This is a genomic window from Pseudomonas sp. Irchel s3f10, assembly GCF_900187515.1.
In the GTDB taxonomy this organism is placed as follows: Bacteria; Pseudomonadota; Gammaproteobacteria; order Pseudomonadales; family Pseudomonadaceae; genus Aquipseudomonas; species Aquipseudomonas tensinigenes.
In genome coordinates this window covers 191,297-211,640 of sequence record NZ_FYDZ01000003.1, presented here as the reverse complement: position 1 = coordinate 211,640, position 20,344 = coordinate 191,297, and the positions used below count along the sequence as shown (strand labels likewise).

17 protein-coding genes are annotated in these 20,344 nt (G+C 59.6%); 7 read left to right on the top strand and 10 right to left on the bottom strand.

Annotated features, from left to right (window positions below; all coding sequences use genetic code 11):
- Positions 1-26 precede the first annotated feature (26 nt).
- Both oadA and CKW17_RS10100 read right to left on the bottom strand, forming a co-directional pair.
- On the bottom strand, positions 27-1,835 hold the full coding sequence (oadA, locus tag CKW17_RS10105; protein ID WP_095119742.1) for a sodium-extruding oxaloacetate decarboxylase subunit alpha: 1,809 nt from the start codon (positions 1,833-1,835) through the stop codon (positions 27-29).
- A gap of 101 nt (positions 1,836-1,936) precedes the next feature.
- The gene (locus CKW17_RS10100; protein ID WP_025112637.1) at positions 1,937-3,352 is read right to left on the bottom strand and encodes an acetyl-CoA carboxylase biotin carboxylase subunit; all 1,416 of its coding nucleotides are present in this window, start codon (positions 3,350-3,352) and stop codon (positions 1,937-1,939) included.
- 190 nt (positions 3,353-3,542) lie between these two features.
- On the opposite strand from CKW17_RS10100, the gene CKW17_RS10095 reads away from it, so the two are divergent.
- Positions 3,543-4,505 (top strand): LysR family transcriptional regulator, encoded by a 963-nt coding sequence (locus tag CKW17_RS10095; protein ID WP_095119741.1) that lies wholly within the window; start codon positions 3,543-3,545, stop codon positions 4,503-4,505.
- On the opposite strand, the gene CKW17_RS10090 is transcribed toward CKW17_RS10095, so the two are convergent.
- The 3 genes from CKW17_RS10090 to CKW17_RS10080 all read right to left on the bottom strand — a co-directional run bounded on the left by CKW17_RS10090 (position 4,447) and on the right by CKW17_RS10080 (position 8,754).
- A complete protein-coding gene (locus CKW17_RS10090; RefSeq protein WP_008078845.1) occupies positions 4,447-4,650 on the bottom strand; it encodes a PA3496 family putative envelope integrity protein in 204 nt (67 codons plus the stop codon). The genes CKW17_RS10095 and CKW17_RS10090 overlap by 59 nt on opposite strands.
- A 239-nt stretch (positions 4,651-4,889) precedes the next feature.
- A complete protein-coding gene (hexR, locus tag CKW17_RS10085) occupies positions 4,890-5,756 on the bottom strand; it encodes a transcriptional regulator HexR (RefSeq protein ID WP_008078846.1) in 867 nt (288 codons plus the stop codon).
- A gap of 127 nt (positions 5,757-5,883) precedes the next feature.
- Positions 5,884-8,754 carry a bifunctional diguanylate cyclase/phosphodiesterase gene (locus CKW17_RS10080; RefSeq protein ID WP_095119740.1) on the bottom strand — a complete coding sequence of 957 codons (2,871 nt, stop codon included), beginning with the start codon at positions 8,752-8,754 and terminating at the stop codon, positions 5,884-5,886.
- A gap of 257 nt (positions 8,755-9,011) precedes the next feature.
- Between CKW17_RS10080 and uvrD the strand changes: the two genes are divergently transcribed.
- The 3 genes from uvrD to CKW17_RS10065 all read left to right on the top strand — a co-directional run bounded on the left by uvrD (position 9,012) and on the right by CKW17_RS10065 (position 12,914).
- A complete protein-coding gene (gene uvrD, locus CKW17_RS10075) occupies positions 9,012-11,195 on the top strand; it encodes a DNA helicase II (protein ID WP_016984013.1) in 2,184 nt (727 codons plus the stop codon).
- A 297-nt stretch (positions 11,196-11,492) separates the two neighbouring features.
- Positions 11,493-12,368, top strand: coding sequence for a Tim44 domain-containing protein (locus tag CKW17_RS10070; protein WP_095119739.1), 876 nt, complete (start codon positions 11,493-11,495; stop codon positions 12,366-12,368).
- A gap of 138 nt (positions 12,369-12,506) precedes the next feature.
- Positions 12,507-12,914, top strand: a complete 408-nt coding sequence (locus tag CKW17_RS10065; protein WP_003187120.1) for an SMI1/KNR4 family protein — start codon at positions 12,507-12,509, stop codon at positions 12,912-12,914.
- Between the two features lie 21 nt (positions 12,915-12,935).
- Here CKW17_RS10065 and CKW17_RS10060 read toward each other — a convergent pair whose 3' ends face one another.
- Positions 12,936-14,699: a cation:proton antiporter gene (locus CKW17_RS10060; protein ID WP_095119738.1), complete on the bottom strand. Its 1,764-nt coding sequence runs from the start codon at positions 14,697-14,699 to the stop codon at positions 12,936-12,938.
- A gap of 279 nt (positions 14,700-14,978) precedes the next feature.
- Here CKW17_RS10060 and CKW17_RS10055 point away from each other — a divergent pair, with 279 nt between their 5' ends.
- Positions 14,979-15,461, top strand: coding sequence for an acyl-CoA thioesterase (locus CKW17_RS10055; protein WP_003229693.1), 483 nt, complete (start codon positions 14,979-14,981; stop codon positions 15,459-15,461).
- 101 nt (positions 15,462-15,562) lie between these two features.
- Here CKW17_RS10055 and pdxY read toward each other — a convergent pair whose 3' ends face one another.
- Positions 15,563-16,435 carry a pyridoxal kinase PdxY gene (gene pdxY, locus CKW17_RS10050; protein WP_095119737.1) on the bottom strand — a complete coding sequence of 291 codons (873 nt, stop codon included), beginning with the start codon at positions 16,433-16,435 and terminating at the stop codon, positions 15,563-15,565.
- A 117-nt stretch (positions 16,436-16,552) separates the two neighbouring features.
- Between pdxY and CKW17_RS10045 the strand changes: the two genes are divergently transcribed.
- Positions 16,553-16,966, top strand: a complete 414-nt coding sequence (locus CKW17_RS10045; RefSeq protein WP_026000521.1) for a DUF3301 domain-containing protein — start codon at positions 16,553-16,555, stop codon at positions 16,964-16,966.
- A 6-nt stretch (positions 16,967-16,972) separates the two neighbouring features.
- Here the strand turns inward: CKW17_RS10045 and CKW17_RS10040 are convergent, their stop codons facing one another.
- Positions 16,973-17,938 carry a GTP-binding protein gene (locus tag CKW17_RS10040; protein ID WP_095119736.1) on the bottom strand — a complete coding sequence of 322 codons (966 nt, stop codon included), beginning with the start codon at positions 17,936-17,938 and terminating at the stop codon, positions 16,973-16,975.
- Between the two features lie 29 nt (positions 17,939-17,967).
- Here CKW17_RS10040 and CKW17_RS10035 point away from each other — a divergent pair, with 29 nt between their 5' ends.
- A complete protein-coding gene (locus tag CKW17_RS10035; protein ID WP_095119735.1) occupies positions 17,968-18,324 on the top strand; it encodes an NADH:ubiquinone oxidoreductase in 357 nt (118 codons plus the stop codon).
- 4 nt (positions 18,325-18,328) lie between these two features.
- Here the strand turns inward: CKW17_RS10035 and CKW17_RS10030 are convergent, their stop codons facing one another.
- Both CKW17_RS10030 and zigA read right to left on the bottom strand, forming a co-directional pair.
- Complete coding sequence (locus CKW17_RS10030; protein WP_095119734.1) at positions 18,329-18,973, bottom strand: DUF1826 domain-containing protein; 645 nt, start codon at positions 18,971-18,973, stop codon at positions 18,329-18,331.
- Positions 18,973-20,178 carry a zinc metallochaperone GTPase ZigA gene (zigA, locus tag CKW17_RS10025; RefSeq protein WP_095119733.1) on the bottom strand — a complete coding sequence of 402 codons (1,206 nt, stop codon included), beginning with the start codon at positions 20,176-20,178 and terminating at the stop codon, positions 18,973-18,975. Before zigA ends, CKW17_RS10030 begins: the two co-directional genes overlap by 1 nt.
- Between the last annotated feature and the right edge of the window lie 166 nt (positions 20,179-20,344).

Genomic DNA, 20,344 nt, shown 5'->3' with positions numbered 1-20,344 from the left:
TAAAGCGTTCGATCGCGGCCGTTATCTCAGCCTTCGATCTCGATCAGAATTTCGCCCGGGTTGACCCGGTCACCCTTAGCCACATGAATCGCGGTGACCTTGCCGGCAATCGCTGCCTGGACTTCGGTTTCCATCTTCATCGCTTCGGTGATCAGCACAGCCTGGCCGGCCTTGACGGTATCGCCCTCCTTGACCAGCACATCAACGATGTTGCCCGGCATGGTGGTGCTGACGTGGCCCGGTGCAGAGGCTTGCTTTCGCTTGCTGCTGCCACCGCCGACGAACTCGTTGAGCGGTTCGAACACCACTTCTTCCGGCATGCCGTCGATGGACAGGTAGAAGTGACGCTTGCCTTCAGCCTTGACGCCGACACCGGTGATGTCGACGCGGTAGGTTTCACCGTGGACGTCGATGACAAACTCGGTCGGCACGCCTTCGCCACCCGCCGAAGCAACGCTGCCAGCCTCCGGAATCGGCAGCAACACTTCTGGCGTGAGGGTGCCGGCGGCACGCTCTTCGAGGAACTTGCGGCCGATGTCCGGGAACATCGCAAAGGTCAGCACGTCTTCTTCGGACTTGGCCAGTGCACCGATATCGGCACGCAGCTTGGTCATTTCCGGCTTGAGCAGATCGGCCGGACGCACATCGATAACTTCTTCACTGCCGATCGCCTGACGACGCAGTTTTTCGTTGACCACGCCCGGCGCCTTGCCGTAGCCGCCCTGCAGGTACAGCTTCACTTCGTTGGTGATGGTCTTGTAGCGCTCGCCGGCCAGCACGTTGAAGAACGCCTGGGTGCCGACAATCTGCGAAGTCGGGGTCACCAGCGGCGGGAAGCCGAGGTCTTCACGCACGCGCGGGATTTCCGCGAGCACTTCGGCCATACGGTTGAGGGCGCCCTGCTCCTTCAGCTGGTTGGCGAGGTTGGAGATCATCCCGCCCGGCACCTGGTTGACCTGCACACGGGTGTCGACGGCAGTGAATTCGCTTTCGAACTGGTGGTACTTCTTGCGCACGGCGTAGAAGTACAGACCGATCTCTTGCAGCAGTTCGAGGTTCAGACCGGTGTCGTACTCGGTGCCCTTGAGTGCCGCAACCATCGACTCGGTGCCGGGATGGCTGGTGCCCGACGCGAAGCTGGAGATCGCGGTGTCGATATGGTCGGCGCCGTTTTCGATGGCCTTGAGCTGGCACATGGTCGCCAGACCGGCAGTGTCGTGCGAGTGGATAAACACCGGCAGCGACTGCTCGGTTTTCAACGCGCGGACCAGTTCGCCAGTCGCGTAAGGGGTCAGCAGACCGGCCATGTCCTTGATCGCCACCGAGTCGCAACCCATGGCTTCCATCTGCTTGGCTTGGGCCACGAACGCGTCAATGGTGTGCACCGGGCTGGTGGTGTAAGCGATGGTGCCTTGGGCATGTTTGCCGGCCGCTTTCACTGCTTCGATGGCCACGCGCAGGTTACGCACATCGTTCATCGCGTCGAAGATACGGAAAACGTCGATGCCATTCACCGCGGCCTTGGCGACGAAGGCTTTGACCACGTCGTCGCTGTAGTGGCGGTAGCCGAGCAGGTTCTGGCCGCGCAGGAGCATTTGCAGACGGGTATTAGGCAGCGCCGCGCGCAGTTGGCGCAGACGCTCCCACGGATCTTCCTTCAGGAAGCGAACGCAGGCGTCGAACGTCGCGCCGCCCCAGCACTCCAGCGACCAGTAGCCGACTTTGTCGAGCTTGTCGCAGATCGGCAGCATGTCTTCGGTGCGCATGCGGGTGGCGAGCAGCGATTGGTGAGCGTCGCGCAGGATGGTATCGGTAACGAAGATCTTCTTAGTCATTGGTATCTCCTCATAGCGGCAAGCTTCAAGCTACGAGCTGCAAGAAAAAGCCAATCTGCTTTTACTTGCCGCTTGCAGCTAAAAGCTCGCAGCTGTTTCATTCATAGGCCTGCGTGGGCGGCGATGGCGGCGGCGATGGCCAGGGCCAGCTCTTCGGGTTTGCGCTTGATCGAGTAGTTGGTCAGTTCCGGGTGGCTTTCAACGAAGCTGGTATTGAACTGGCCGCTACGGAATTCCGGGTTGCGCAGGATTTCCTGGTAGTACGCGGCGGTGGTCTTCACACCTTGCAGGCGCATGTCGTCAAGGGCGCGCAGGCCACGGTCCATCGCCTCTTCCCAGGTCAGTGCCCAGACCACCAGTTTCAGGCACATCGAGTCGTAGAACGGCGGAATGGTGTAGCCGGTGTAGATCGCTGTGTCGGTGCGCACGCCCGGACCGCCGGGGGCGTAGTAACGGGTGATCTTGCCGAAGCTCGGCAGGAAGTTGTTCTTCGGGTCTTCGGCGTTAATGCGGAACTGCAACGCGAAACCACGGTGCTGGATGTCTTCCTGCTTCACCGACAACGGCAGGCCGGAGGCGATGCGAATCTGTTCGCGGACGATGTCGATCCCGGTGATTTCTTCGGTGATGGTGTGTTCCACCTGCACCCGGGTGTTCATCTCCATGAAGTACACCTCGCCCTCGGCGAGCAGAAACTCCACGGTGCCGGCGTTCTCGTAACCGACAGCCTTGGCCGCACGCACTGACAGGTCGCCGATGTAGGCACGCTGTTCCGGGGTCAGTTGCGGGCTCGGGGCGATTTCGATGAGCTTCTGGTTGCGGCGCTGGATCGAGCAATCACGCTCAAACAGGTGCACGACGTTGCCGAAGCTGTCGCCGAGTATCTGCGCTTCGATGTGCTTGGGATTGACGATACATTTTTCCAGGAACACTTCGGCAGAACCAAAGGCCTTGGTCGCTTCGGAGATGACGCGAGGGAAATTCTGTTCGAGTTCTTCGCGGCTGTTGCAGCGACGGATGCCACGACCGCCACCACCGGAGGTGGCTTTGAGCATCACCGGGTAACCGATACGGTCGCCCTCGGCCAAGGCCTCTTCGATGTCAGCAACGTTGCCTTCGGTGCCCGGCGTCACCGGTACGCCGGCCTTGATCATGCTGCGGCGCGCTTCGGTCTTGTCGCCCATGCGGCGAATGACTTCTGCCGACGGACCAATGAATTTGATTCCGCGTTCGGCGCAGATGTCTGCCAGCTCGGCGTTTTCCGAGAGGAAACCGTAACCGGGGTGCAGCGCATCACAGCCGGTTTCAACCGCCAGGTTCACCAGCTTGCGCGGGTTCAGGTAACCGGCCAGTGGCTCGGCACCGATGCTGTGGGCCTCGTCCGCACGCTTCACATGCAGTGCATGGCGGTCGGCGTCGGAAAAAATCGCAACCGAGCGAATGCCCATTTCGGCGCAGGCTCGCACGATTCGTACGGCAATCTCACCACGGTTGGCGATCAGGATCTTTGTTATCACTTGGAGGTTCCCTTGAGCCGGTGGCACCACGACCTGCTAGACCCAGGTCGACGCGTGACCAAATGTTTCAATTTAGTCGCAGGTCCACACTAGCGCTCATGAGGAATTAACAAAAATGAATAAAAATTGGGTCAGGCATAAGCAAAGACTTATAGTTGAAACATCCGCCAGCGGTCAGAGCCTGTAAAAAATGCGTAAGTCCTTGATGCGTATGACATTGCGTCAGTTGCAGATCTTCAACGAAGTGTGTGATTTACGCTCCTACAGCCGCGCAGCCGAGGAAATGTCCCTCACACAGCCAGCCGTCAGCCTACAGATTCGTCAACTCGAAGAGCTGATCGGCCAGCCATTATTCGATTACGTCGGCAAAAAACTCTACATGACCGAGGCCGCTGAAGCCTTGCAGCGTGCCAGTCGGGACATCTTCGGGCGCCTGGAAAACCTCGATATGCAGCTGTCGGACATGCAGGGATCGCTGCAAGGTCAGCTGAAACTGGCGGTGGAATCCAGCGCCAAGTATTTCGTGCCGCACCTGTTCGCCGCATTCAAGCGACAGCATCCGGAAGTGAATCTGCAACTGACCGTGGTCAACCGTGGCCAAGTGATTCGCAGGCTCTCGGACAACCGCGACGATCTGGTGATCATGTCGATGGTGCCGCAGGACATGGGTCTGGAATTCCTGCCGTTCCTCAACAACCCGATTGTTGCCGTGGCGCGCCCGGATCACCCGCTGGCGCACATGGGGCCACTGCGTCTTCAAGATCTTGAGCCTTACACGCTGCTGATTCGCGAACCCGGTTCAGGGACGCGGTTGGCGTGCGAGGAATATTTCAAAGAGAAACGCGTGCACTTCACCCAGACCCAGGAAGTGGCCTCGGCCGAAGCGCAGCGTGAATGTGTGCAAGCGGGTCTGGGCCTGGCGCTGTTGACGCGCCACGCCCTGAACCTGGAGCTGGCGACCGGCGGACTCGTCGAGTTGCCGGTCGAGGAATTGCCGCTTTTCCGTAGCTGGTGCCTGGTGCAAGCGAAAGCCAAACGCTTGTCACCGGTGGCGCACGCCTTCCTGGCGTTTATCCGTAGCGAGCGCGTGCAGATCAGCGCGCTGGTTGAGCGCTTCGACGGGAAGCTGCGGGTGCCGCCTGCCAGTGAGTAATCTCGGGAAAGTCTCCGATTTCGGCTTGAAGCTGACGGAGTTCGAAACGATCTTCGATGGCGCGGCGAAATTCCATGCGGCGCTGATCTTCCTGCTGACGACGGGTTTTCGCGGCGCTGTTGCGTTCTTCGTAGGGCTGAGCCATTTCGAGTCTCCCAAGGCGATGACGGGAGTTTCACGATAGGCGGCGGGGATGACGGTTTGGCTGCGTGTGGATGACAGTGCGATGAAACTTGCGCAAGGTTGTGGTGTTTTTGAGGACGCCTTCGCGAGCAGGCTCGCTCCCACATTTGATATCGGCATGACACAGAATTTGTGTACCCCGGAGATCCCCTGTGGGAGCGAGCCTGCTCGCGAATAAGGTCGGAACGACCTTGGATGGCTTCAGTCATCCAACGCTTTGGCGGCTTTTGGCGACAAGCGCAGACTACGTAGACTGCGCTTCACGCTCTTGAGGTGATTGACCAGGCTCGGCCCGCGCGCCATGGCCACGCCCATCGCCAACACATCGATTACCACCAGATGCGCAATGCGCGAAGTCAGCGGCGTATAGATTTCCGTGTCCTCATGCACATCGATCGCCAGATTGACCGTCGACAATTCGGCCAACGGCGTCTGACTCGGGCACAAGGTAATCAGCGAAGCGCCGCTCTCACGCACCAGATTGGCAGTGATCAGCAAATCCTTGGAACGCCCGGACTGCGAAATGCAGATCGCCACATCGGTCGGCTTCAAGGTTACCGCTGACATCGCCTGCATGTGCGGATCGGAATACGCCGCTGCGGTCAGCAGCAAACGGAAGAACTTGTGCTGGGCATCAGCCGCCACCGCGCCCGAGGCGCCGAAGCCATAGAACTCGACCCGCTGCGCTTGCGACATCAGTGTCACCGCACGCTGCAACTCGATCGGGTCGAGCTTCTCGCGAACCTCCATCAGGGTGTGCAACGTGGTGTCGAAAATTTTCAGGCTGTAGTCGGCGACCGAGTCGTCTTCGTGGATCGCGAACTGGCCGAAGCTGGCACCGGCGGCCAGGCTTTGCGCCAGTTTGAGCTTGAGATCCTGAAAACCGGAGCAACCGATGGCGCGACAGAAGCGCACGATGGTCGGCTCGCTGATGCCGACGCTGTGGGCCAGGTCGGCCATGGAACTGTGCATCACCGCCGCAGGGTCAAGCAGCACGTGGTCGGCGACCTTGAGCTCCGACTTGCGTAACAGGTGACGTGACTGGGCGATGTGTTGCAGCAGATTCAAGGGGCTGGACTCTTCTTATGGGCAAGGATGTAGCACGCTTGTAGTTATACTACATGAATTGGCTTTTTGCCTGCTCAATGCGTAACTCGATGTCCCCATATCAGGCGCGATGAAGCGCATGTAGCCCTTAAAACGGTTTTTCCTGTTCACGCAAAAGCCCCGCCAGACTGTCAGCCTCCACGGGCCGGCTGATCAGATACCCCTGCACTTCATCGCAACGCTCGGCACGTAAAAACTCCAGCTGATCCTGGCGCTCGACGCCTTCGGCCACGACTTTCAGCGACAGCCCATGGGCCATGGCAATGATCGCGCGAGTGATCGCCGCATCTTCACTGCCCTCACCCAACCCGCGAATGAATGCCTGATCGATCTTCACGTAATCCACCGGAATACGCTTGAGGTAACTCAGCGACGAATAGCCGGTGCCGAAATCATCGATCGCCAGTTTCACCCCCAGATCGCGCAACTGCTGGAAGGTCGCGATGATGTGTTCGACGCTGTCGAGCAACTGGCTTTCGGTTAGCTCCAGCTCGAGGTAGTTCGGCGCCAAACCGGTTTCCTCCAGCACCTGGCGCACCAGACTGACCAGCTTGCCCTGACGCAATTGATGCACCGACAGATTCACCGAAACACGGATCGGCTCCAGCCCCTCGCGCTGCCATTCGCACGCCTGCCAGCACGCCTGACGCAGGACGAATTCGCCGATCGGGCCGATCAGACCTGTTTCCTCGGCCAGCCCGATGAAATCTCCAGGCGGTACTCGACCCATGGTCGGATGATCCCAGCGCACCAGCGCTTCCGCCGCATTCAAGCGCCCTGTTTCCAGACACAGTTTGGGCTGATAGAACACTTTCAGTTGCTTGTCTTCAATGGCCTTGCGCAACTGGTTTTCCAGCTGCAAGCGCTCAAGGGTGCTGGCCTGCAGGCTTTCGGTGTAGAACTGGAAATTGTTACCGCCCAGGTGCTTGGCGTGTTGCATGGCCATGTTCGATTGGCTGACCAGCGCAGAAATCTCCCGCGCGTTGTCCGGCAACATGCTGATGCCCATCGACGCGCTGACCACCAGTTCATGCCCTTCCACGGTCAGCGGCAAGCGCAACTTGGCCGACAACCGCGTGGCCACCCGGGCCAGACTCGACAGGTTGCCGTAGGCGTCGAACAGCACCGCAAACTCATCGCCGGAAAGACGGGCGATGGTGTCGGCTTCCGGCAAGGCGTTGACCAGCCGGCGCGCCATTTTCTGCAGCAACTGGTCGGCAATCTCATGGCCCAAACTGTCGTTGAGCAATTTGAAGCGATCCAGGTTGATGTGCAGCAACGCCAGACTGCGTCGGCCCTGGCGCGAGCGCTGATGCGCTTCGTGCAGTCGCTCGCGGAACAGCGAGCGGTTGGCCAACCCAGTCAGTTCGTCGTAATGGGTCAGGTAACGCATGCGCTCTTCGGATTCGCGTCGCGCTGAAAGATCGGCGAAGAAGCCGACGATATGGCTGACATTTCCCCGACCATCACGTACTGCATTCAGTTGCAACCACTGCGGATACAGCTCGCCATTCTTGCGGGTTTCAACCAGTTCGCCCTGCCAACTGCCGTGTTGCTCAAGTGCATGACGGATGGCGACGTAATGGCGGCGGGCATCACGGCTGCACGGTAACTCGACGACGTTGCGACCGAGCATGTCCTCGATGTCGTAACCGGTGACCCGGCTGAACGCCTGATTGATCGCGATCAGCGCGTAGTTCGGGTCGAGAATCACGATGCCTTCACTGGCCGCTTCGAACACCGTCGCCGCCAGCCGTTGCTGCTCTTCGAGGCTTTTACTGGTGCTGATGTCGCGGCGGGTGCCGACCATGCGGATGACTCGCCCGCTGTCGCTGCGTTCTACTGCGCGGCCACGGTCCTCGATCCACACCCAATGGCCATCGCTGTGACGCACGCGGTATTCGATCTGATAATCCTCGGTGCGTCCCTTCAAATGCTCGATCAAAGCGTATTTCAGCGTCGGCACATCGTCTGGATGCAGACGCGGCTTGAGGTCGCGCAGGAGCGCCGTGACGTATTCCGGAGCGAGGCCGAACAGTTCCTGAATCTGCGTGTGGTGGACTTCGTCAGTTTGCAGGTTCCAGTCCCACAGGCCCAACTCACTGGCCTTCAACGCCAGCGCCAGCCGCGCCTCGCTTTTGCTCAGGGCTTGATTGGCCGCGTCCAGTTCTCGACTGCGCTGTGCCACGCGGTCTTCGAGTTCGACCTGGGCTTCGCGCAGCTTGCCCTCGGCACAGCGCCGGTGGTCGATTTCCTTGGCCAGTTCCTGATTGAGCTGTTCGCTGCGCGACTGAGTCTGCTGCAGGTGTTCGATCAAGTGCTGATTCTGGAAGCGCCGCAGTAAACCGCGATCAATCAGCCGATTGACCTGCCACGCCACCACGCTCAGGGAGCCGAGCAGGATCAACCCGAGCCAGCCCCAGCCGCGCGCCTGCTCGTCGCCGCCCCAGAACAGATAACCGATCGCCGGCAATAGACAGGGCAAGGTAAACGACAGAAACGCCGGCAGGCTCACCGCATAGGCGACGCTGGCCGACAGGGTTGCGGCGCCGATCAGGCCGAACACCCAGGCTTGTTGCATGAAGTTGTCGGCGGGTACCAGGGCGATGCCGGCGCCGGCCAGAGTCAGACCGGTCATGGTCGAGCCAAGCAGAAACATCCGCCGCCAGATCGGTTGCGCCTGACGGTCAGGGATCGCCGAATCGAACGCGGCAACCTGAATCACCCGCAACGCCACCAGCGACAACAACCACACCAGCCAGACGCTGACCACGAAATAACGCTGCGGGCTCCAGAGCAAAGCGGCGCAGACCAGACCATTGATCAACATGAATAACGTGGGCAACAACGAGCCCTGATACAGCAGACGCGTGCGCTCCACCGCCATTTCGACGGCATAGTGCTTGCGGATAACCCGGGGTTCCACAGAGGGGCCCGACAGTTCGGCGCTGAGGGTCATGGGCAACGTTCTTGTTCTTATAAGGAGGGCGTGCGCCCGAAACGTGGACGGAGCATACACAAGCCGATCCCGTTGCCAAACTGCTCCAGGTCATATTTTCAGCGAAACTTTTCGCCCCCGCGAAGCCAACGAAACCCGCAGAGCGAGGCAGGCTGACGCTTGCAGCGGGTGACCGACCGGTCGTCATTCGCAGCACTTTCATCGGCTAATGCAAAGCTCGGTTTGCCCGGGCCTGCGGCGCACCCTAGAATGCCCCGATGCGCGATGATCTCTCCCTTCTGCTGAACTCCCTCAACGATGCCCAACGCCAGGCCGTAGCAGCCCCCGTTGGCCGTCAGTTGGTCCTGGCCGGTGCTGGCTCCGGTAAAACCCGAGTGCTGGTGCACCGTATCGCCTGGTTGATCCAGGTCGAAAACGCCTCGCCCCACTCCATCCTGTCGGTGACCTTCACCAACAAGGCCGCTGCGGAGATGCGTCATCGCATCGAGCAGTTGCTGGGTATCAACCCGGCGGGCATGTGGGTCGGCACCTTCCACGGCCTGGCGCACCGCTTGTTGCGGGCACACTGGCAGGAAGCAGGCCTGAGCCAGACTTTCCAGATTCTCGACAGCGACGACCAGCAACGGCTGGTCAAGCGGGTGATCCGCGAGCTCGGTCTCGACGAGCAGCGCTGGCCGGCCCGTCAGGCGCAGTGGTTCATCAACGGCCAGAAAGACGAAGGTCTGCGTCCGCAGCACATTCAGGCCAGCGGCGACCTGTATCTGGCGACCATGCGCGGCATCTACGAGGCTTACGAGGCGGCGTGCCAGCGTGCCGGAGTCATCGATTTCTCCGAACTGCTGCTGCGCGCACTCGACTTGTGGCGCGATCATCCGGGCCTTTTGGCGCATTACCAAAAGCGCTTCCGGCATATTCTGGTGGACGAGTTCCAGGACACCAACGCCGTGCAGTACGCTTGGTTGCGCCTGCTCGGCAAGGGCGGCGATAGCCTGATGGTGGTCGGCGACGACGACCAGTCGATTTACGGCTGGCGTGGCGCGAAGATCGAGAACATTCATCAGTACTCGTCCGACTTCGCCGACTCGGTGACCATTCGTCTGGAGCAGAACTACCGCTCCACCGCCGGCATCCTCAAGGCTGCCAACGCCCTGATCGCCAACAACACCGGGCGTCTGGGCAAAGAGCTGTGGACCGATGGCGGCGACGGCGAAGCAATCAATCTGTACGCCGCGTTCAACGAACACGACGAAGCACGCTACGTTGTCGAAACCATCGAAAGCGCGCTGAAAACCGGCTTGGCCCGTAGCGATATCGCGATTCTGTACCGCTCCAACGCCCAATCGCGCGTTCTGGAAGAAGCTTTGCTGCGTGAGCGCATTCCGTACCGTATCTACGGTGGTCAGCGCTTCTTCGAGCGTGCGGAAATCAAGAACGCCATGGCCTACCTGCGTTTGCTCGAAGGTCGCGGCAACGATGCGGCGCTGGAACGCGTAATCAACGTGCCGGCCCGTGGCATCGGCGAGAAAACCGTCGAGGCCATCCGCGATCACGCGCGCCACAGCGATGTATCGATGTGGGAAGCGATGCGTCAACTGGTCGCCAACAAAGGCCTGACCGGTCGCGCGGCGGGTGCCCTCGGTGCGTTTATCGAGCTGATCGAGAACCTCGCCGCCAAGTGCATGGAGATGCCGCTGCACTTGATGACGCAAACCGTCATCGAGCAATCCGGCCTGATTGCTTATCACGAAGCGGAAAAAGGCGAGAAAGGCCAGGCCCGGGTAGAAAACCTTGAGGAACTGGTCAGCGCCGCGCGCAACTTCGAGAACACCGAAGAGGACGAAGAGCTGACGCCGTTGGCGGCGTTCCTCGGCCACGCTTCGCTGGAGGCCGGCGACACCCAGGCCGACGAGCATGAAGACAGCATTCAGCTGATGACCCTGCACAGCGCCAAAGGCCTGGAATTCCCTTACGTGTTCCTCGTGGGCATGGAAGAAGGCCTGTTCCCGCACAAGATGAGCCTGGAAGAACCCGGGCGCCTTGAAGAAGAGCGGCGTCTGGCTTACGTGGGCATTACCCGGGCGATGCAGAATCTGGTGATGACCTACGCGGAAACCCGACGCCTATACGGCAGCGAAACCTACAACAAGGTTTCGCGTTTCGTACGAGAAGTACCGAAAGGCCTGATTCAGGAAGTGCGCTTGTCGAATAGCGTCAGCCGACCGTTCGGCGGCAATCAGTCGATGAGCGGCAGCAACCTGTTCAGCGGCAGCGAAATTCCGGAAACGGGGTTCAGCCTTGGTCAGGCGGTGCGTCATTCGGTCTTTGGCGACGGTGTGATCCTCAACTTTGAGGGTGCTGGCGCACAGGCGCGAGTGCAGGTGAACTTCAGCGAAGGCAGCAAGTGGCTGATGCTCGGTTACGCCAAGCTGGAAGCGATCTGACGCCGATTTTGCTTTTATGTGGGAGCGAGCCTGCTCGCGAATGAAATCACCGCGGTTGATCTGATAGACCGCGGTGCGGCCTTCGCGAGCAGGCTCGATCCCACAGGGTTCGGTGTTCTGAGCCAATAATCCCGCTGAACCTATCTCCTTTTCCTACAGACAAAAGTACATAGGCTGATTGCCTCGCGAAGCTGAACGCGACCTGTCAGGCAAAAGCCCGAAACACTCTCTCGCTAGCCAGTAACACTTCAGCTGTGCAACATGGCGCGCGTGTCTCCACAAACGGGAATACCCTTTATGAAACGTTTTCTTAGCATCGCCATGGCGTTGTGCATCGGCCTGACGATGAGCCTCGACGCCAACGCCAAGCGCTTTGGTGGTGGCAAAAGCGCCGGCGCTGCGCCGACGCACCAGACCAGCCAGATGGCTCCTTCTTCTCCAGGTGTCGGCGGCGCTGCTGCGACCGCAGGTGCTGCCGGTGCCGCAGGCGCTGCTGCCAAGGCCGGCGGTGCTTCGAAATGGCTCGGCCCTCTGGCCGGTATCGCCGCCGGTGGCCTGCTCGCATCCATGTTCATGGGCGGCGGCTTCCAGGGCATGCAGATCTTCGACATCCTGATCATGGCCGTCATCGCGTTCGTGATCTTCCGCTTCATCGCCGCGCGTCGACGCAAGCAGCAGGAGCAATTCGCTCCGGCCGGCGCGCCGATGCAGCGTGAAGCGTTCGAGCAGAAGCCTGCTGCCATGGGTTCGATCTTCGGTGGTTCGGCTGCACCTGCTGCCGCCCGTCCGGTGATCAACGCGCCGGCCTGGTTCAATGAGCAGAACTTCCTTGAAGCTGCACGCAGCCACTTCCAGTCGCTGCAGCAGCACTGGGACGCCAATGAAATGGACAAGATCGCCGAGTTCGTGACCCCGCAAATGCTCGAGTTCCTCAAGCGTGAGCGTGCGGATCTGGGCGACGCGTTCCAGTCGACCTACATCGACAACCTCCAGGTACAACTGGATGGCGTGGATGACCGTGCCGACAAGACCATCGCCACCCTGACCTTCAGCGGTGTGTCGAAGTCCTCGCGCTTCGACCAGGGCGAAGTGTTCAGCGAAAGCTGGAACATGGAACGTCCGCAGGGCGACAACCAGCCTTGGCTGGTTGCAGGTATCCGCCAGAACGGCTGATCCCTCCCCATGCTTCACTTGCGGTAATAAAAACCCCGGCCTCGGCTGGGGTTTTCTATTTCACGGTTGCATCTATAGCGAGCTACTGTATAAACCGGCCCATATAAACCGCGCCATTCAAGCAAGAGGATCCCGGACGTGGAAGAAATCATCGAACAACTGCGTGAAGCCAACGAACCCGTGCCGGTTCCTTTGGAGTTGCCTGACGAAGATCTGCTGGTCGAAATCGAAGAACAGCTGTTCATCGACATTCCGTTTGTCTTCAGAGAGTTTTTGCTGACCGTCAGCGATGTGGTGTACGGCAGCCTCGAACCGGTGACTGTCACCGACCCACAATCCCACACCTACTTGCCGGATGTTGCCGCCAACGCTTGGGATGCCGGTGTTGATCGCAGCCTGATTCCAATCTGTCAGGACGGCGATGACTACTACTGCGTCGAAGAGGATGGCACGGTGGTGCTGTGGCAGGCCGAAGAAGAGTTGATTGCCGAAGAAACCTGGGAATCGGTATGGCACTGGGCGCGGGACGTCTGGCTGGAAAGCTGATCGGCCAGCCGCCCCGGCAGGTCAATGCTCCGACGACTCTTTGTGGTTGTCGAGGGTTTCCAGCAGCGCCACCTGCATCCGCGTGTGCACGCGGATGAACCAGCGCCAGAGCAGTGCCGCCACGGCGGCCGCGACCACGGCGATCAGCATCAGCAGCTTGTTGGTCGGCAAGATACTGGCCGACAAGGCTGCCAACAGCAGGAAAATCACCAGCAGCGAGAGGATCGGGATCACTTCGGAGATCACCCGACGCACTCGCTGCGTGTGACGCCCGGCCATCTCTGGCTTCACGCCCATTTCCGCCAGCAGCATCGACAGTGCCTTGAGCTTGCGATAGGCCGCGATCAAGAACGGCAGCGAGACCAGCAGCGCCCCACCCCAGATCAACGCCTTCTGCCAACTCGGGTCGGCAATCCAGTCCTGCAGCCAGGTCGAGAGGCGCTCGGCGAAGAATGCTCCGCTAAAGAAGATCGCAATCACCAGCGCCAGATTGACCCCGACCTGCAGCAAGATCTTGCGGATAATTGAAGCCAGCATCGCGCCCTCGCCTTGCGGCTGAATGCTGCGCAACCATTCGCCGTACATGCCCAGCACTCGGCCAAGAGGCTTGGGCACCGCCGCCGACAGCTTGATCGACAGCGGATCCGCCGCACGGATCAGATACGGCGTCAGCAGCGTGGTAATCACCGACACCGCCACGGCGACCGGATAAAGGAAGTTGCTGGTCACCTGCAAGGTCATGCCCAGTGCGGCGATGATGAAGGAAAATTCGCCAATCTGTGACAGCCCCATCCCGACGCGCAGTGAGGTACGTCCGTCATTGCCGGCGATAAACGCCCCGAGGCCACAGGACAACATCTTGCCGAGGACAACGGCCACGGTGATCACCGCAATCGGCCACGCATATTCGAGAAGAATCATCGGGTCGAGCATTAACCCGATGGCGACAAAGAAGATTGCGCTGAACAAATCGCGGACCGGCTCGATCAACCGCTCGATTTTCAGCAATTGCCGCGACTCGGCCATGATCGCGCCGATCAGGAAGGCACCGAGCACCATGCTGTACTCAAGCTTGACCACCAGCAGGCAGAAGCCGAAGCACAGGCCGAGCACGGTGATCAGCAGCATCTCGTTGCTTTCGAATTTGGCCACATAAGCCAGCAGACGCGGCACCAGCAAAATGCCGATGACCAGCGCGACGATCATGAACAGCGACAGCTTGCCGACTGTGGAAAACACTTCGCCGGAGCTGACCGTGCCGCTGACCGCAATGCTGGAAAGCAGCGCAATGATGCCGATGCCGAGGATGTCTTCGACGATCAGCACGCCGAAGATCAACTGCGCAAAGCGCTCGTTCTTCATCTTCAGGTCATTGAGCGCCTTGACGATGATGGTGGTCGAGGATATCGCCAGAATCGCGCCGAGGAACAGCGAGTCCATGGTGTTCCAGACGAACCATTGGCCGATTTCGTAGCCGATCCAGATCATCAGGACGATTTCGAGGAACGCCGCAATAAACGCCGTGGCGCCGACCTTGAACAGCTTGCGCAGGCTGAACTCCAGTCCCAGGCAGAACATCAGGAAGATCACCCCGAGCTCGGCGAGGGTCTTGATGGTTTCTTCGTCGTGGATCAGGCCGAACGGCGGCGTATGCGGGCCGATGATGAAACCGGCGACGATGTAGCCAAGCACTACCGGTTGCTTGAAACGGTGGAACAAAACGGTCACCACGCCTGCGACCAACATGATCACTGCCAGGTCCTGAATAAAACTGATGGCATGCATGGCGTGGGCTCCTTGAATGACGAGGCTCGCCGGCAGACGTCAGAAAAGTCTGGGCGAGCTAGGTAAAAATCCGCTTTTGGTGTGGGAATTGCCCTTGAGGCGGGCTTTTGCAGGGTAACACCGCGACTTCCGCCTGGAAGGCGGTGCAATATATGGAAACAGATCGATTCCGGCGTGACGGCGGCCAGTCGCCCGGCGTCCCGATAACGGTGCTTTTGAAAAGCGACCAGGCACCCGCAGAGGTGCTTCCAGCAACCAGCCTTGATCCGTGAGAACGTTATGGAACCCGGAAACGCCCAGCTGTCGATGACGGTACTGATGACCCCCGACATGGCCAACTTCTCTGGCAATGTCCACGGCGGCACCCTGCTCAAATACCTCGACGAAGTGGCCTACGCCTGCGCGAGCCGTTATGCCGGCCGCTACGTGGTGACCCTGTCGGTGGACCAGGTGATTTTCCGCGAGCCGATTCATGTCGGCGAACTGGTGACTTTCCTCGCCTCGGTCAACTACACCGGCAACACGTCCATGGAAGTCGGCATCAAAGTCGTCACCGAGAACATCCGCGAACGCTCGGTGCGCCACACCAACAGCTGCTTCTTCACCATGGTTGCGGTGGATGACCAGCGCAAGCCGGCCGCCGTGCCGCCGCTGCAACCGCAGAACAGTGAAGACAAGCGTCGTTATATGCAGGCGCAGCAGCGTCGGCAGATTCGCCAGGAGCTGGAGAAGCGCTATCAGGAGATCAAGGGCGACGCCTGAGATCAAAAGCAAAAGATCGCAGCCTTCGGCAGCTCCTACAGGGTTTTGCATTCCCATGTAGGAGCTGCCGAAGGCTGCGATCTTTTTGAACGATTAGGCGATTACAGGCTGATCGCCGTCGCCTCGAACTTCACCCGCGGATGTGCAATCCGATCCTGCGCCCGCACCAGTTGCAGTTCATAACTGGCACACGCCTGAGTCTCCAGCAACACCTCATGCACCGCCGCCGCCGTGAATTCGAACGCCGCCACCAGACTGTCACCCAGCAGCACCCGCGCCAGGAACAGGCCGGACGTCAGATCGCCAACGCCCACCGGCTGACGCGGAAACGCCAGTAACGGACGACGCAGGTGCCAGCTGCCTTCGGCCGTCACCAACAACATCTCAAAGCCATCCGCCGGTTTGCCCGGATAATCCAGATGCTTGACCAGCACCGCTTTCGGCCCACGCGCCAGCAACGCGCGCGCCATCGCCAGGCAATCAAACAAGGACTGCGGCTTACGCCCGGAAAAGCTGTCCAGCTCCAACTGGTTCGGGCACATGATGTCCGCCACGGCCGCCGCCTCTTCCAAGAGGAAATCGCTGACCTCGGTCGGCACGCTGCAACCCTTCTCCGGATGGCCCATCACTGGATCACACAGATACAACGCCTTTGGATTGACCGACTTGATGCGCTCGACGCCGCTGAGAATCGCGCGGCCCTGCGCCGCGCTGCCAAGGTATCCGGACAGCACCGCATCGCAGTTGCCTAGCTCGCCAATCGCGGCGATGCCTTCGACCAGTTCGGGAATCTGCTGCGGCGCCAGCACTTCCCCGGCCCATTGGTCGTACTGGGTGTGGTTGGAAAACTGCACGGTGTTGAGCGGCCAGACATTGACCCCGACCCGCTGCATCGGAAAAACCGCGGCGCTGTTGCCGGCGTGGCCGAACACCACGTGGGACTGAATGGCGAGCAGATGAGGCGTACGTTTCATTCGGGTCATTCCGTAAAACGATTGAAATTCAAGCCGCGCAGTATGCGACGAAACGCAGCCTGTACGACAGACCGGCGACGCAGTTAAGCTGACGCTATCTTTTGGAGTTCGATGTTGATGCTGACCCTGGAAAACATCTTCGTGCTGATACTGTTCGCCGCTGCCGGCGCGTGGCTATGGCACAACCACGGCTTGCGCGAACGGGCGCTGGAGCGAGTCAAACAGCATTGCCTGAACGTGCGGGTCGAATTGCTCGACGGCAACGTCGCCCTGAAGAAGATCGGGTTCATCAAGGACGCCAACGGTCGCCGACGACTGGCGCGGGTGTACAACTTTGAATTCACTGTGACCGGCGAAACCCGGCATAACGGCACCATCACCCAGTTTGGCGCGCACAGTGCGCAGATCGAACTGGCGCCCTACCCGGCACCGTTCGACGACACGCCGCCGGTGGTTGAAGTACACAAGCCGCGCGCCGAAGTCATCGAGTTAAGCCAGTGGCGCCAGGAACATACAAAGTGGAAGCCTTGAGCTGACTCACTGAATCCGGCATTGCGCCAAACCCTTCTGCAACTCAGCGATAGTGTGCGGGTCGACGAAGATCAGCTCGATTCGTGAATCTTTTCGCCATTCGCTAGCCTGCCAAATCAGCTCTCCGTTATCCAAAGCATTCGCGGACACCCAACCCTCCGAGCTGTGGATAACCAGTTTCGCCCGCTGCCAATTGAGGCTGGCTAGCCAGTCAGCGATGCGCCGCTTGTCGAACGTCTGCCCCGGATGCCAACGCCAACCAATGCTCCAGCCGCCCTCCTGCGCCTGACTCAGGCAAATCGGCAGCGTCGGATCAGTCCAGACGGCCGGTATTTGTCCTGATCCCTTGGGTAAAGCCAGGTTATCCACACCGTTGAGCGCTTTTGCGGCCAGGCCCGGCAGTTCGCTCAGGCTTAATTGCGCCTCTCGAGTCCAGATCAACGGCACTGGCGGCAACTGGCTGGCGATTTTTTCCCTGGCCCTGTCATCAAGGTTTTCAGCCTTGTTCATCAACAGCAGGCCAGCGGTTGCCAAGGCTTCCTGTTGCGCTGCCGGCAAGGCTCTCCCCGCTTCAAGCGCCTGAGCATCCAGTACCAACACACAAGGCTGCACCGCCAGCACACCTAACCACGGCGCCTCATTCAACTGTTTGAGCAACTGCGCCGGATGCCCCAGCCCGGACGGTTCGATGAATAGCCGATCCGGCCGCGCCTTGCGCAACAGCCGCCCAAGACCAATCTGAAAAGGCGCGCCATTGACACAGCACAAGCAGCCACCGGCCACTTCGCCCAGTGCGATACCATCGGCGTCACTCGTCAGCAATGCGGCATCGAGGCCGATCTGGCCGAACTCGTTGATCAACACCGCCCAGCGCTCGCCAGCCGGCCGCTGAGCCATCAGTTGACGAATCAGGCTGGTCTTGCCGGCGCCCAAAGGGCCAGCAATGACATGGGTAGGAATGTTCTGCAACATGGTCGGGAGCTTTTTTGGGAGATGCAAAGATGCGTTGGATGGGATGGTCGTTGCTGTTGACGCTGCTGTCGAGTGAAGCGTGGGCTCAGGCCTGCGTGGTGCACAGTCAGGGTGAGCGGCTCGACGTCAAAGTCTGTCAGCAGAACCGCAACATTCCGGAAAAACTGTTCAGTGACGGTTTCTGCCAGCCAACGCTGGCCGGACAGAAAGTCGAAGTACAGTACGTCGATCAATGCCCGAGCGGTGCGTTTGGTGTGTGCAGCAACGCGCAGATCGCCAATATGCCTTATCGCCAGGACATCCATTATTACGGCATCGCCACCGATGCCGCGTATCTGAAGCCGTACTGCGAAGGCCAAAGCCAGGGTTCTTGGCTCAAGCCTTGAGGCATCAGCCGAGCCAGTCGAGGGTCAGTATCAGACGACGCTCGCCCGAGCCCGGTTGCGGCGAGCGATGGATCAAGCCGAAGCCTTCATTGCCGTGCCATTTCTCGCCTTTCAACAGCGCGACGTCACCACTGGTGAGTTGCTGGATTTGCACTTGGGGTTCGGCGTTGGCCTGTCCCAGCTGACTGCGATCCATCGCGCCTTCCTTGAGCCATTGGCTACCGACGCCGGCGTAGGTGGTGATCAGCCGTACTGGCACGTGATCGACGTGGAAACGCGGGCACATGGCTTTATCGAGTACCCGCAGGCGCAGGCCAATGCGCTTGGCTCCCAGCAAACAGGCGAAAGCGCTCACCAGCCATTTCAGATCGGCGATAAAGCCTTCATAGCCTTCCAGATCACGAAAGCCTGATGCCAGCCCGGTGAGATCAGCCTCGGCGTCCTCGCTCGCCAGCTCCAGACACAACGATTCCGCTAACGGTTCGTTGAGCGACAGCAATAACTGAGCGAAATCACTGATGTGCAACGGCAGTTGCCGCTGCCAGACGGCGAGATTGGTGTCGTCATCAAGAATTCGCGTCAGCGTCCCTGGCGTCGGGCCTTGATGCTGATGACGCGTGCGGTTTTGCATGAGTTTGAGTGCAAGCATCAGGCAGCCTCTTCATGCCAAGGGCCGAACGGATCCGCCAGCAATCGCCAGCCTTCTACGCCGAGGGCCATTTCTTCATCGGTCAGCAGGCAGCCGTCCAATTCGTCGGAGAGCTGTAGGAAATCGATGTTCTGACCGATGAAAACCAGCTCCTGACGACAGTCGCCTACGCTCGGCGTCCAGTTTTCCATGATCGCGGCGGTACTTTCCTGATCCTGTGGCCATTGGTTTTTCGGCACAAAACGCCACCAGCGCCCGGCGAAACCATGACGCATCAGCCCGCCGGCCTGCGACCAGCTGCCAGCGTCTGTGGGTTTGCTCGCCAGCCAGAAGAATCCTTTGGAGCGCAGCAATTTTCCGTTCAGCCACGGGCGGTCGATGAAGTGGTAGAAGCGCTCCGGGTGAAACGGGCGGCGTGCGCGGTAAGCCGTGGAGGCAATGCCGTACTCGTCGGTTTCTGGCACGTGCTCACCGCGCAACTCTTGCAGCCAGCCCGGTGCCTGGGCGGCTTTGTCGAAGTCAAATCGACCCGTGTTGAGGATCTTCTCCAACGGCACTTCGCCCATCACCATTGGAATGATTTCAGCCTGGGCGTTGAGGCGTTTGAGGATGGCAATCAACTCTTCGCGCTCGTGCTGGCTGATCAGGTCGATCTTGCTGATCAACAGCACGTCGGCGAACTCGATCTGCTCGATCAACAGGTCGGTGATGGAGCGTTCGTCTTCTTCGCCGAGGATTTCGCCACGCGAAGCGAGGCTTTCTGCCGCCTGGTAGTCCGGGAGGAAATTCACACCGTCGACTACAGTGACCATGGTGTCGAGACGAGCGATGTCCGAGAGGCTTTGCCCGTGTTCATCGCGAAAAGTGAAGGTTTCTGCGACCGGCAGCGGCTCGGAGATGCCGGTGGATTCGATCAGCAAATAATCGAAGCGCCCTTCCCGGGCGAGCTTGCTGACTTCTTCAAGCAGGTCTTCGCGTAACGTACAGCAGATACAGCCGTTACTCATTTCGACTATTTTTTCTTCTGCACGATTCAGGCTGACATCACGCTGGACTTCGCTGCCATCAATATTGATCTCGCTCATATCGTTGACGATGACAGCAACACGCAAACCCTTTCGATTACGTAGTACGTAATTCAAAAGTGTACTTTTTCCAGCGCCGAGAAATCCTGAAAGTACGGTGACGGGCAATTCGGCTGACATTGGATAATCCTCTTTAAATGGCAGCCGATTAGCGCTTTGGAGGCGCTTGGCGTTTTTGTGCTTCGTGCGATGGTTTTCGCTGAAAGTAAACGCTTGAAATCGGCCTGCTCAGGCTTGGTTATTTTTTATGTTATAGTATAACAATATGAATAAACCAGCCCTTCTC

Bases quoted from the DNA above. Each gene is read 5' to 3' on its own strand.
- uvrD (WP_016984013.1), top strand. From the start codon at position 9,012: ATGCGCGATGATCTCTCCCTTCTGCTGAACTCCCTCAACGATGCCCAA.
- CKW17_RS10040 (WP_095119736.1), bottom strand. From the start codon at position 17,938: ATGTTGCAGAACATTCCTACCCATGTCATTGCTGGCCCTTTGGGCGCC.
- CKW17_RS10060 (WP_095119738.1), bottom strand. From the start codon at position 14,699: ATGCATGCCATCAGTTTTATTCAGGACCTGGCAGTGATCATGTTGGTC.
- CKW17_RS10095 (WP_095119741.1), top strand. From the start codon at position 3,543: ATGCGTAAGTCCTTGATGCGTATGACATTGCGTCAGTTGCAGATCTTC.
- CKW17_RS10045 (WP_026000521.1), top strand. From the start codon at position 16,553: ATGCTGACCCTGGAAAACATCTTCGTGCTGATACTGTTCGCCGCTGCC.
- oadA (WP_095119742.1), bottom strand. From the start codon at position 1,835: ATGACTAAGAAGATCTTCGTTACCGATACCATCCTGCGCGACGCTCAC.
- pdxY (WP_095119737.1), bottom strand. From the start codon at position 16,435: ATGAAACGTACGCCTCATCTGCTCGCCATTCAGTCCCACGTGGTGTTC.
- CKW17_RS10035 (WP_095119735.1), top strand. From the start codon at position 17,968: ATGCGTTGGATGGGATGGTCGTTGCTGTTGACGCTGCTGTCGAGTGAA.
- CKW17_RS10030 (WP_095119734.1), bottom strand. From the start codon at position 18,973: ATGCTTGCACTCAAACTCATGCAAAACCGCACGCGTCATCAGCATCAA.
- CKW17_RS10080 (WP_095119740.1), bottom strand. From the start codon at position 8,754: ATGACCCTCAGCGCCGAACTGTCGGGCCCCTCTGTGGAACCCCGGGTT.
- CKW17_RS10070 (WP_095119739.1), top strand. From the start codon at position 11,493: ATGAAACGTTTTCTTAGCATCGCCATGGCGTTGTGCATCGGCCTGACG.
- CKW17_RS10055 (WP_003229693.1), top strand. From the start codon at position 14,979: ATGGAACCCGGAAACGCCCAGCTGTCGATGACGGTACTGATGACCCCC.
- CKW17_RS10090 (WP_008078845.1), bottom strand. From the start codon at position 4,650: ATGGCTCAGCCCTACGAAGAACGCAACAGCGCCGCGAAAACCCGTCGT.
- zigA (WP_095119733.1), bottom strand. From the start codon at position 20,178: ATGTCAGCCGAATTGCCCGTCACCGTACTTTCAGGATTTCTCGGCGCT.